The 11,843-nt window shown below is 66.8% G+C and carries 13 protein-coding genes; 11 read left to right on the forward strand and 2 right to left on the reverse strand.

The window, feature by feature from the left end; translation table 11 throughout:
- Positions 1-274 precede the first annotated feature (274 nt).
- From glyA to ABH915_RS06510, 11 genes are all read left to right on the forward strand, one after another.
- Positions 275-1,573 carry a serine hydroxymethyltransferase gene (glyA, locus tag ABH915_RS06460; protein WP_018774763.1) on the forward strand — a complete coding sequence of 433 codons (1,299 nt, stop codon included), beginning with the start codon at positions 275-277 and terminating at the stop codon, positions 1,571-1,573.
- A gap of 3 nt (positions 1,574-1,576) precedes the next feature.
- On the forward strand, positions 1,577-2,521 hold the full coding sequence (locus ABH915_RS06465) for a bifunctional methylenetetrahydrofolate dehydrogenase/methenyltetrahydrofolate cyclohydrolase (protein WP_370119101.1): 945 nt from the start codon (positions 1,577-1,579) through the stop codon (positions 2,519-2,521).
- Positions 2,522-2,704: 183 nt separating this feature from the next.
- Complete coding sequence (locus ABH915_RS06470) at positions 2,705-3,652, forward strand: ABC transporter ATP-binding protein (RefSeq protein ID WP_370119105.1); 948 nt, start codon at positions 2,705-2,707, stop codon at positions 3,650-3,652.
- Positions 3,653-3,662: 10 nt separating this feature from the next.
- Positions 3,663-4,541 (forward strand): ABC transporter permease, encoded by an 879-nt coding sequence (locus ABH915_RS06475; RefSeq protein ID WP_370119108.1) that lies wholly within the window; start codon positions 3,663-3,665, stop codon positions 4,539-4,541.
- Positions 4,538-5,386: an ABC transporter permease gene (locus tag ABH915_RS06480; protein WP_026537828.1), complete on the forward strand. Its 849-nt coding sequence runs from the start codon at positions 4,538-4,540 to the stop codon at positions 5,384-5,386. The genes ABH915_RS06475 and ABH915_RS06480 overlap by 4 nt, the downstream gene beginning before the upstream one ends.
- 38 nt (positions 5,387-5,424) lie before the next feature.
- Positions 5,425-5,781, forward strand: coding sequence for a VOC family protein (locus ABH915_RS06485; protein WP_370119112.1), 357 nt, complete (start codon positions 5,425-5,427; stop codon positions 5,779-5,781).
- A 144-nt stretch (positions 5,782-5,925) separates the two neighbouring features.
- Entirely contained in the window at positions 5,926-6,495 is a 570-nt protein-coding gene (locus ABH915_RS06490; RefSeq protein ID WP_026537826.1) for a hypothetical protein, read from the forward strand.
- Between the two features lie 10 nt (positions 6,496-6,505).
- Positions 6,506-7,339: an exodeoxyribonuclease III gene (locus ABH915_RS06495; protein WP_026537825.1), complete on the forward strand. Its 834-nt coding sequence runs from the start codon at positions 6,506-6,508 to the stop codon at positions 7,337-7,339.
- A 17-nt stretch (positions 7,340-7,356) separates the two neighbouring features.
- Positions 7,357-8,472 carry a tryptophan--tRNA ligase gene (gene trpS, locus ABH915_RS06500; protein ID WP_018774755.1) on the forward strand — a complete coding sequence of 372 codons (1,116 nt, stop codon included), beginning with the start codon at positions 7,357-7,359 and terminating at the stop codon, positions 8,470-8,472.
- Between the two features lie 4 nt (positions 8,473-8,476).
- A complete protein-coding gene (locus ABH915_RS06505; RefSeq protein ID WP_370119117.1) occupies positions 8,477-9,088 on the forward strand; it encodes a 2'-5' RNA ligase family protein in 612 nt (203 codons plus the stop codon).
- A complete protein-coding gene (locus tag ABH915_RS06510; protein WP_370124950.1) occupies positions 9,033-10,199 on the forward strand; it encodes a YihY/virulence factor BrkB family protein in 1,167 nt (388 codons plus the stop codon). Before ABH915_RS06505 ends, ABH915_RS06510 begins: the two co-directional genes overlap by 56 nt.
- Here the strand turns inward: ABH915_RS06510 and ABH915_RS06515 are convergent.
- Both ABH915_RS06515 and ABH915_RS06520 read right to left on the reverse strand, forming a co-directional pair.
- The gene (locus ABH915_RS06515) at positions 10,162-10,926 is read right to left on the reverse strand and encodes an alpha/beta hydrolase family protein (protein WP_370119120.1); all 765 of its coding nucleotides are present in this window, start codon (positions 10,924-10,926) and stop codon (positions 10,162-10,164) included. The genes ABH915_RS06510 and ABH915_RS06515 overlap by 38 nt on opposite strands.
- A 134-nt stretch (positions 10,927-11,060) precedes the next feature.
- Complete coding sequence (locus ABH915_RS06520) at positions 11,061-11,843, reverse strand: succinate dehydrogenase iron-sulfur subunit (protein ID WP_018774751.1); 783 nt, start codon at positions 11,841-11,843, stop codon at positions 11,061-11,063.

Here is an 11,843-nt window from a genome sequence, read left to right on the forward strand (position 1 = left end):
GGGTTTTGGTAGTGTTAACCCGTCGCAACTGGCGTTGGATGGCTAACCATCAGGGAGCGGCACTCACGAAGACCACGGATCGTACGCCTGGGCCGAGGGTCATGTCTTACCGGTCGGCAGCATCACCACTGCCGCACCGTTGCTGGTGCCCGCGCGGGGTGCCTGCCGCCGCTGTCGCGGCCCGCTGTCAAGGGGCCCGTAATCAAAGGGCGGTGCAACGGGCCAGCCGGTAGCCTGACCAATAGCCGTACCCGTTGCCTACCAGGAGTTCCTCGTGACTACTACCACCGCCACCTCAGCCGCCGTGAGCAACCAGCCGCTGGCCGAACTCGACCCTGAAATCGCCGCCGTCCTCGCCCAGGAACTTGGCCGCCAGCGCGGCACCCTGGAAATGATCGCTTCCGAGAACTTCGCCCCGCGCGCCGTGATGGAAGCCCAGGGCTCCGTCCTGACGAACAAGTACGCCGAGGGTTACCCGGGACGCCGCTACTACGGCGGGTGTGAATACGTCGACGTCGCCGAGCAGCTCGCGATCGACCGCGTCAAGGAACTGTTCGGCGCCGAATACGCCAACGTGCAGCCGCACTCCGGCGCGCAGGCCAACGCCGCCGCGCTCGCCGCCATGATCACCCCGGGCGACAAAATCCTGGGCCTGTCCCTTGCCCACGGCGGGCACCTCACCCACGGCATGAAGCTGAACTTCTCCGGGAAGCTCTACAACGTCGCCGCCTACCAGGTCGAGGAACATGACTTCCGGATCGACATGGACAAACTGCGCGAGCAGGCCATCGCCGAAAAGCCGCAGGTGATCATCGCCGGCTGGTCCGCCTACCCGCGGCACCTCGATTTCGAGGCCTTCCGTTCGATCGCCGACGAGGTCGGCGCACTGCTCTGGACCGACATGGCGCACTTCGCCGGCCTCGTCGCCGCCGGACTGCACCCGAGCCCGGTCCCGTACTCCGACGTCGTGACCTCCACCGTGCACAAGACGCTCTCCGGTCCGCGCTCCGGCGTCATCCTGGCCAAGCAGGAGTGGGCCAAGAAGCTTAACTCCGCCGTGTTCCCCGGCCAGCAGGGCGGCCCGCTCATGCACGTGATCGCCGCAAAGGCCGTGGCCTTCAAGATCGCCGGCACCGAGGAATTCAAGGAGCGCCAGGAACGCGTGCTCGAAGGCGCCAAGATCATCGCCGAGCGCCTCGGCCAGGCCGACGTCGCCGGTGCCGGCGTCTCGGTCCTGACCGGCGGCACCGATGTGCACCTGGTCCTGGTGGACCTGCGCAACTCCCAGCTGGACGGCCAGCAGGCCGAGGACCTCCTGCACTCGATCGGCATCACCGTCAACCGCAACGCCGTGCCGTTCGACCCCCGCCCGCCGATGGTCACCTCGGGCCTGCGCATCGGCACCCCGGCCCTGGCCACCCGCGGCTTCGGCGCCGAGGAATTCACCGAGGTGGCGGACATCATCGCCACGGCGCTGAAGTCCGGAGCTGCCACGGAGATCGAGTCCCTGCAGGCACGCGTGGACAAGCTCGCCGCCGACTTCCCGCTGTACCCGCAGCACGAGCAGTGGTAGGCCATGACTTCGACTGACACCGCAAAAGCGGCCGCTAAAACGGCTGACACTGCACGGATCCTTGACGGCAAGGCTACCGCCGCCGCCATCAAGGCCGAGCTGACCGAGCGCGTGGCCGTGCTCAAGGCACAGGGCATCACTCCCGGGCTGGGCACCATCCTGGTGGGCTCCGATCCTGGCAGCACCTGGTACGTCGGCGGCAAGCACAAGGACTGCGCCGAGGTGGGCATCACCTCCATCCGCCGCGACCTGCCGGAAGAGACCAGCCAGGACGACCTCCTGGCCGTGGTCCGCGAGCTCAACGAGAACCCGGAATGCACCGGCTACATCGTCCAGCTGCCCCTGCCCAAACACATCGACCAGGACGTCATCCTGGAGGCCATGGATCCCGAGAAGGACGCCGATGGCCTGCACCCGATGAACCTGGGCCGGCTCGTGGCCAACGTCAGCGGACCCATGAAGTCCCCGCTGCCGTGCACGCCAAAGGGCTGCGTGGAGCTGCTGACCCGGCACGGGATCGACCTGAACGGCAAACGCGTCCTCGTGGTGGGCCGCGGCGTCACCATCGGCCGCCCCGTGGGTCTGCTGCTGACCCGCAAAGACGTCAATGCCACAGTCATCCTGGCCCACACCGGAACCGTGGACCTGCCGGCAGAACTGCGGCAGGCCGACGTCGTGATTGCCGCCGCCGGGCAGCCGCACATGATCAAGGCCGGGGACCTCAAGCCCGGGGCGATCGTGCTCGACGTCGGTGTCAGCCGGGTCGACGACGGCAGCGGCAAGGCCGTGGTCACCGGAGACGTGGACCCCGCTGCGGCCGACGTCGCCGCCTGGCTCTCGCCGAACCCCGGGGGAGTGGGCCCGATGACCCGCGCCATGCTGCTCGCCAACGTGGTGGAAACCGCGGAACGCCAATTGGCAGAGGCAAGCCACTCCGGGCTCGCCTAAGGCTCCCGCGGTGGTTGGGCCGGTATTCGGCGGGCCCAACCACCGCAGGATTCCGCACGTTTTACCGCCTGCCGGCATAACGGAACGGATACGTCAGGAGTTTTTACGAAAAGACTCTTTCATAGTTTGCGGGGATCCACTACCGTAGTGCGGGTGTCTGAACTTGCCTCTAAAGAATCACGTGTGAGCAGCGCCTCCGACGCCGCACTCCAGTACGTCATCACCGCCGAGAACCTCACCAAACGTTACGGCGACGTCACCGCCGTCGACGGCATCTCCTTCCGCGTCCCCGCCGGGGAAGCCTTCGGCCTGCTGGGCCCCAACGGCGCCGGCAAGTCCACCACGATGAAGATGATCGGCGGGGTCTCGCAGCGCACCTCCGGCAGCCTGGACATCATGGGCCTGGACCCCGAACAGCACGGGCCGGAGGTCCGCGCCCATCTGGGCGTCGTGCCGCAGCAGGACAACCTGGACGAGGAACTGAAAGTCCGGGACAACCTGCTGGTCTATGGCCGCTATTTCGGCCTGCCGATGAGCTACCTCAAGCCCAAGGCCGACGAGCTGTTGGAATTCGCCCAGCTCACGGACAAGGCCAACTCCAAAGTCGATGCCCTCTCCGGCGGCATGAAGAGGCGCCTGACGATCGCCCGCTCGCTCATCAACGAGCCCCGGATCCTGCTGCTGGACGAGCCCACGACGGGCCTTGACCCCCAGGCGCGGCACATCCTCTGGGACCGGCTGTTCAGGCTCAAGGAACAGGGCGTCACCCTGATCCTCACCACGCACTACATGGACGAGGCCGAACAGCTCTGCGACCGCCTGATCGTGGTGGACAAGGGCAAGATCATGGCCGAGGGATCGCCGGCCAGCCTGATCCGCGAATACTCCACCCGGGAGGTCCTGGAACTGCGCTTCGGCTCGGAGCGCAACGCGAGCGTCGGCGCGGAGCTCGGCGGCATCGGCGAACGGGTGGAAACCCTGCCGGACCGGGTGCTCATCTACGCCCACGACGGCGAGGCCGCCCTGGAGCAGGTCACCGCCCGGGGCCTGCGTCCGGTCACCTCACTGGTCCGCCGCTCCTCCCTCGAAGACGTCTTCCTGCGCCTGACCGGCAGGAGCCTCGTTGACTAAGAAGGAACAGTTGACTCAGCCAATTCAGGCGGCAGCGACGACGACGGGGACGACGGCGGCGGGGACGGCCCTGCGCGCGCACTCGCCGGAAGTCTCGGCCGCCCGCGCCCGCCGCTGGGGCGCGTTCTACTACGCCGAGCAGGTCCTGCGGGTCATGAAGGGCTACGGCTGGACCATCGTGATGTACGGCGTGGGACAGCCGGTGGCCTACCTGTTCGCGATGGGCGTTGGCCTGGCCACCCTCGTCGAGTCCAACGGCGCCGGCGTCTTCGGCGGGGTCAGCTACCTGACGTTCATCGCGCCGGCCCTGCTGATCTCGTCCGCCGTCATGACGGCGGCCAACGAGTTCACTTTCCCCGTGATGGACGGCTTCAAGTGGCGGCGCGTCTACTACGGCCCGCACGCCTCGCCGCTGACTCCCGAGCAGATCGCCGGCGGCCAGATCATCGCCGTGACGGTGCGCTTCCTGCTGCAGTCGGCCATCTACTTCGCCGTCGTCGCGCTCTTCGGCGCCGCCCCCGGCGCCTGGGCCTGGGTGTCGATCCTCATCGCCACGCTCGCCGGCCTGTCCTTCGGCCTGCCGCTCATGGCCTACGCGGCCACCATCCAGCACGACAAGGGCCAGTTCGCCATGGTCATGCGGTTCATTGTCATGCCGCTGTTCCTGTTCTCCGGCACGTTCTTCCCGCTGGACACCCTCCCGCTCGCAGTCCGCTGGATCGGCTGGATCTCACCGATCTGGCACGGAACGGAGCTTGGCCGCGTGGTCAGCTACGGGTACGAGGAAGCGCCGTGGCTCACCATCGTCCACGTCCTCTTCCTGCTGACCCTGGCGATTGCCGGCTGGGTCCTGACCAAACGCAAGTTCGCCAAAAGGATGGCCTCATGAGCGTCCTGACCGGAAATTTCAACACCGGGGACCACAGCGTCACCGAAGCCGCGCGCCGCCGCCGCTTCGGGCCCATCTACTCCCGCAACGTCCGCGCCGTCGTCGCCCGCGGGCTCATGGCCACCAAAAGCAGCAACTGGATGGTCATGGCCTCCGGGTTCTTCGAACCCGTGCTGTACCTGATCTCCATGGGCGTGGGCCTGGGCGCGATTGTCGGGTCGGTCCAGGGCCCGGGCGGGCAGGAAATCAGCTACGCGGCGTACATCGCGCCGGCGCTGCTGGCCGTGTCCGCCATGAACGGCGCCGTCTACGACTCGACGTGGAACGTCTTCTTCAAGATGAACTTCGCCAAGCTGTACCAGGGCATGCTCTACACCTCGCTGGGGCCGCTGGATGTTGCCATGGGCGAAATCTTCCTCGCCCTGCTGCGCGGGGCCATGTACGCCACCGGCTTCACGGCCGTGATGGGACTGATGGGCCTCATCACCACACCGTGGGCCATCCTGATGATCCCGGCCTCGGTGCTGATCGCCTTCGGCTTCGCGAGCTTCGGCATGGGGATCACGAGCTTCATGAAGACATTCCAGCAAATGGACTGGATCAACTTCATCATGCTGCCGATGTTCCTCTTCAGTGCCACGTTCTACCCGCTCAGCGTCTACCCGCAGGCCATCCAGTGGCTGATCCAGGCCATGCCGCTGTGGCACGGCGTGGAACTGCTGCGGCAGATCAGCGTGGGGGTGTTCACCCCCGCCACCGCCGTGCACATCGGCTACTACCTGGTCATGATTGCCCTCGGCGTCCTGCTCACCACGAGCCGCCTGCGCAAACTGTTCCTCAAGTAGCCGTCCCGCAAGTAGCCATCCCTGGAATAGGAGACCCCATGATCGGACAATGGCAGGCCCTCGTCATCGACTGCGAGGACCCTGACACCCTGGCCAGCTTCTACCAGGAGCTGCTGGGTATGATCCGGGTGCAGGAGGAAGAGGAGTGGATTTCGATTGGCGACGCTGCCGATCGTCCCGCCGTCGCCTTCCAGCGCGTGGACCGACTGGTCCGGCCGCAGTGGCCCGATCCCGAGCACCCGCAGCAGATGCACGTGGACGTGAAGGTCGGGGACCTCGACGCCGGAGAGGCGGAAGTCCTCCGGCTGGGCGCCACGCGCCAGACGGGCGGCGGCAAGACCTTCCGGGTCTACACGGACCCCAGCGGCCACCCGTTCTGCCTGGTCCTGACGTGATGCCCGCCCTGACCTAATGCCCGTCCTGACGTAAATGCTGGTCCTGGGCCAAATGCCCACCCTGACCTAGGCTCAGCGCCGGGGCGGCGTTCGCCCGGGGTGGAAGCGCAGCGGGCTGCCGGCCCCGTTTGCGATAATGGGCTCATGCAATCTCTGGGTAGCTCCTCGTCCACGTCCAACGACACCACGGCCCGCGGCCGGTACTCCATGTTCCGCATCAGCGGTCCGGGGCTGCTGGTCTTCATCATCGCGTTCGTGGTGGCCGTGATCTTCGCGGCCAACCAGAACGACGTCGTGGGCTGGATCGTGGCAATCATCGCCGGCTTCTGGCTGGCGCTGGCCTCCTTCGTCGTGTTCAGCATCCAGAAGGCCGCCAAGAAGGCCGGGGCCAGGCTGAACGAGGCCCAGAACGCGTTCAACGCCGCCGCCGGGCGGCCGCCGGCGACGGCCAGCGCGGACCACGGCGGCACCCGTGTGGTGAGCGAAAGCCGCGCAGCGGACAGCGTGAGGGACATGAAGCTGGACCACTCCTTCAAGATCGTCCAGGTCCAGGTCCGCGTGGTCGAGCAGGAGCGGGCGAAGGGCGAGGCGGCGGACCGCGACACGATCAGCCGTGCCCTGGAGACCATCGAGATCACCGCCACCAACGCGCGGGACATGATCAAATCCTCGGGCGGCGATGACGCTCCCGTCAGCGGAACCATCATCGACTAGAGTGGATCGGGTGAGCTCGGCATTGAAGAAGGACCACCTTCGCATCGCGTCAGTCAACGTCAACGGCCTTCGTGCCGCCTACAAGAAGGGCATGGCGGAATGGCTTGAACCGCGCGAGGTCGACATCTTGTGCCTCCAGGAGGTCCGCGCGCCGGACGCGATCGTCGAGGAACTGCTCGGCGAGGGCTGGTACATTCTCCACGCCGAGGCCGAGGCCAAGGGCCGGGCCGGCGTCGCCATTGCATCCCGGGAAGAGCCGCAGGCCACCCGGGTGGGGATCGGCGATGACTTCTTCGCCACGGCCGGACGCTGGGTGGAGGCGGACTACATCGTGCGGGACGCGGACGGGCAGGCCTCACAGCTGACCGTCGTGAGCGCCTACGTGCACTCGGGCGAGGCCGGCACCCCCAAGCAGGACGACAAATTCAGATTCCTCGACGTCATGCTCCAGCGGCTGCCCGAACTCGCCAAACACAGTGACCACGCTCTGGTGGTGGGCGACCTCAACGTCGGCCACACGGAGCTGGATATCAGGAACTGGAAGGGCAACGTCAAACGTGCCGGCTTCCTGCCGGAGGAGAGGGCGTATTTTGACCGCTTCTTCGGCGAGGAAATCGGCTGGAAGGATGTTCACAGGGGCCTGGCGGGTAACGTCGACGGCCCCTACACTTGGTGGTCGCAACGGGGCCAGGCCTTCGACAACGACACCGGCTGGCGCATCGATTACCACATGGCCACGCCCGCTCTCGCTGCTGCCGCAGTGTCAGCCGTTGTTGACCGGGCTGCGTCCTGGGACACACGCTTCTCCGACCACGCCCCGCTGGTAGTGGACTACCGGCTCTAGTCTTAAGGCTTCCACGAATGACCACCACTTCAACTGCGACCACTGTGACCCAGGCCGGCGTCGCCCCCGACGTTGCGACGGCCACCGCGAAGGACGCCTCTGCGGCCACCGCGGCCCGGCACCGCATCCTCTCCGGCATGCAGCCCTCCGCCGACTCCCTGCACCTGGGCAACTATCTCGGCGCCCTCGTGAACTGGGTCCAGATGCAGGACGAGTACGACGCCATCTTCTTCATCCCGGACCTGCACGCGATCACCGTTCCGCAGGATCCGGCCGAGCTGGCGCACCGCACCCGGGTCACGGCCGCGCAGTACATTGCCGGCGGCGTCGACGTCGACAAGTGCACGCTCTTCGTCCAGTCCCAGGTGCCCGAGCACGCCCAGCTGGCGTGGGTCCTGAACTGCATCACGGGCTTTGGCGAGGCGTCCCGGATGACCCAGTTCAAGGACAAGGCGCACAAACAGGGTTCAGACCACGCCAGCGTCGGGCTGTTCACCTACCCGATCCTGCAGGCAGCGGACATCCTCCTGTACCAGCCGCACGGTGTCCCCGTGGGCGAGGACCAGCGCCAGCACGTGGAGCTCAGCCGCGACCTGGCCCAGCGGTTCAACTCCCGCTTCGGCGACACGTTCACGGTGCCGCAGCCCTTCATCCAGAAGGAATCCGCGAAGATCTACGATCTGCAGCACCCCACCGCCAAGATGTCCAAGTCTGCGGAGTCACCGGCAGGGCTGATCAACCTGCTGGACGAGCCCAAGGTCACGGCCAAGCGGATCAAGTCCGCCGTGACGGACACAGAGACCGAAATCCGGTTCGACCGGGAGGCGAAGCCCGGCGTGTCCAACCTGCTGACCATCTACTCCTCAATCACCGGGCAGAGCGTCGACGCCCTCGTCACCGCCTATGAGGGGAAGATGTACGGCCACCTCAAGGCGGACCTCGCCGAGGTGGTCACGGAGCACCTGACCCCGATCCGGAACCGGGCCAAGGAGCTGCTGGACGATCCCGCGGAGCTGGACCGGCTGCTGGGCCTCGGCGCGGACAAGGCCCGGGAGATTGCCTCGCTCACCCTGCGCGACGTCTATGCCAAGGTGGGGTTCCTGCCGTACGCCGGCGCCCAGGGAGTCCGCTAGGTCAATGTCCTCCGTCAGCAAAGTCACCGCGAAAGCCGCCACGTCGAACGGACAGCGCAGCGAAGGCATCAGCATCGGTGTGATCCTGAGGTTCCCGGCGGACATCGCTGAGGAGCTCCAGCGCTGGCGGGCATCCTTCGGGGATCCCATGGCCACCGTCGTCCCGGCACACATCACCCTGGTCACCACCACCATGACGAAGGACTGGGCCGCGACCCAGCGCCATGTCCGGGACGTGGCCCGGCGGCAGGAGCCCTTCACGGTGACCATCGCGGGGACCGGATCTTTCCGGCCGGTGTCCCCGGTGGTCTTCCTGAACGTCGAGGACGGCTTCGGGGACTGCGTGAACCTGCACCGCCAGTTGCAGTCCGGCCCGCTGGAGCGGGAATTGCCGTTCGGCTACCACCCGCACGTTACCGTGGCCCATGACGTCGCCCCGGAAAGCCTCGACGAGGCCGAAACGGTCCTGAAGGATTACAGGGCCACGTTTCCGGTCGCTAGCATGGGTCTTTACGAGCACGATGACAACGGCATCTGGCAGCTACGGGAAGAGCTTGATTTTGGGACCAAACCTGACCACGACAGAGGCCCGGACGGCACCGCAGGCGCCCGATAAGCCGCCGCTCCCCACCGATCTGGCCGGGCTGAAACTGGAAGTCATCCGCAAGAGGGTCGAGTGGGGCAGGGTTCGGCGTTCCGGCGGCGGGACGATCGCGTCCCTGATGGCGATGATGAACTGGTTCCTGGCCCGGCTGAACATGCTGCTGCCCCTGCGCGTATACTCGCACTACCTCCGCCAGCGTGGCCCGCTGTTGAGTGCCGGCATCGGCTTCCGGATGTTCTTCTCCATCACGGGCCTGTTGGCCACCGGCTTGTCCTTGGCCGGGCTCGTGCTCAGCGACCATCCGGCCCTGCTGGACCAGGTCATCAAGAGTGTGGCCGCGGCTGCGCCGGGCCTGTTGCAGGTCGACGGCAGCGAGGGGCTGGTTGACCCCTATGAGCTGCTCAACCCCACCAGCCTGGGTTGGGCCGCCGGAATCGCCGCCGTGGTGACGGTGTTCACGGCCCTGGGTTGGATCAGCGGCATCCGCGACGGTACTCGGAGCATGATGCAGCTTGGCCCCCTGGTGATGAATCCGATCCTGCAGATACTCAAGGACGTCGGCACGCTGCTGCTGATGGGGGTGGCCCTGGTAGTCAGCTCCGCAGCCTCGCTGATCTTCGGCACGGCCGCCGGATGGGTTACCGAGCAACTGGGCCTCGAGCCGTTAGTCGCCGGGCCGCTGACGACCTCCGTCACGATCCTCGTGCCGCTGCTGCTCGGCTGGGGAACCGCCCTGATCATGTACCGCGTGGCCGCGGGGCTGAAGCCGGCCCGGCGCTCCCTGCTGGAAGGGACCACTCTCGCGGCGGTGGGCACCACCATCCTGCAGATCTTCAGCACCCAGCTGCTGGCCAGCGCGGGCAAGAACCCCATCCTGGCGCCCTTCGCCATCATCATCGGCCTGCTGATCTGGTTCAACCTGGTCAGCCAAGTTTACGTGATCTGTGCCGCGTGGGTGGCGATCCGGGAGGAAGACCTCAAAGCCGGCCCCGCCGCGGCGAGCACCGGCTGGGGTGCCCGGCGCGTCCAGCCGGGCAAAACGCCGGTCGAACAACGGGGCCGCCGCAGGCCGCTGGCCGCCGCGTTCAGGCGTCGAGGTACTGGTCGGCCCACGCCGAAATAATCTTTGCCGCACGCGCCGCCTGGCCCTTGCCGGTCAGCAGATGGTCGCTGCCCTCCAGCGAGACGAAGCTGCGCGGGTGGCGTGCCGTCTGGAAGATGGTGCTGGCGTTTTCGATCCCCACCGTGTTGTCGGTGGGGGAGTGCAGCACCATGAGCGGCTTGTGCAGCTGCCGGATGCAGTCCATCAGGTCAGCGTTCTCGAGGTCCTCCACGAAATGCCGGCGGATCTCCACGCGCTTGCCGCCGAGGTCCACCTCCGCGCTTCCCTCGCTCAGAATCCGGTCCAGGGCCGCGTCAAAGACGTGGGCCACGTGTTTGGGGGAGAAGGGCGCCCCCACGGTGGCCACAGCCCTCAGCTCCGGGATCTGCCGGGCGGCGGACAGAACGGCCGCGCCGCCGAAGGAGTGGCCCACCAGCAAGGACACCCGACGGTCCGAGTCCCGCATGAATTCGGCGGCCTTGACGGTGTCGGCCACCTTGTGGCTGAAGGACCCCTCCGACCACATGCCCGCGGACTCGCCGAGCCCCAGGTTGTCGAACCGGAGCATCCCCACGCCGTTGTCCGCCAGGGCCTTGCACATCCGCGACGCCGAGGGGCTGTCCTTGCCCAGGGTGAAGCCGTGCGAGAACACGCCCCAGCCCTTGACCGGGCCCTCCGGCAGGTCCAGCACGCCGGAGAGCAGCTCGCCGGTGGAACCCTGGAACGAGACTTTTTCTGAGCGGGACACGGCGTCCCCTTTCATGTGAGGGCGGATCATTGCGGGCGGAAACGACGACGGCGCCCCCACCCGGAAGGTGAGAGGCGCCGTCGTCGGTAACTACTGAAAGTGAAGCCGGTAATGCGGGCCGGTGGAACCGGGCCTTAGATCTTGCGGGACAGGATGGCCTGCTTGACCTCAGCGATTGCCTGCGTAACCTGGATGCCGCGGGGGCATGCCTCGGTGCAGTTGAAGGTGGTGCGGCAGCGCCACACGCCTTCCTTGTCGTTGAGGATCTCCAGGCGCATGTCGCCGGCGTCATCGCGGGAATCGAAGATGAAGCGGTGCGCGTTGACGATCGCCGCCGGGCCGAAGTACTGCCCGTCGGTCCAGAACACCGGGCAGGACGAGGTGCACGCGGCGCACAGGATGCACTTGGTGGTGTCGTCGAACCGCTCGCGGTCCTCGGCGGACTGCAGGCGTTCCTTGGTGGGCTCGTGGCCGCGGTTGATCAGGAAGGGCATGACTTCGCGGAAGGACTGGAAGAACGGCTCCATGTCCACGATCAGGTCCTTCTCCACCGGCAGGCCCTTGATCGGCTCGACCGTGATGGGCTTGGACGTGTCCAGGTCCTTCAGCAGCGTCTTGCAGGCGAGGCGGTTACGGCCGTTGATGCGCATGGCATCGGAGCCGCAGACGCCGTGGGCGCAGGAACGGCGGAAGGAGACGCTGCCGTCCATCTCCCACTTGATCTTGTGCAGGGCGTCCAGGACACGGTCGGTGCCGTACATGGTGACCTTGAAGTCATCCCACGTGGCGTCCTCGGAGACCTCGGGGTTGTAGCGGCGGACGCGCAGGGTGACGTCGAAGGACGGGATTTCCCCGCCGCCGCCGACGCCGGCGGGCAGTTCGATCTTGGATGCTGGCTCAGCGAGTTCAGCGCTCAT

The organism is Arthrobacter sp. MW3 TE3886, from assembly GCF_041262145.1.
Classification (GTDB): domain Bacteria; phylum Actinomycetota; class Actinomycetes; order Actinomycetales; family Micrococcaceae; genus Arthrobacter.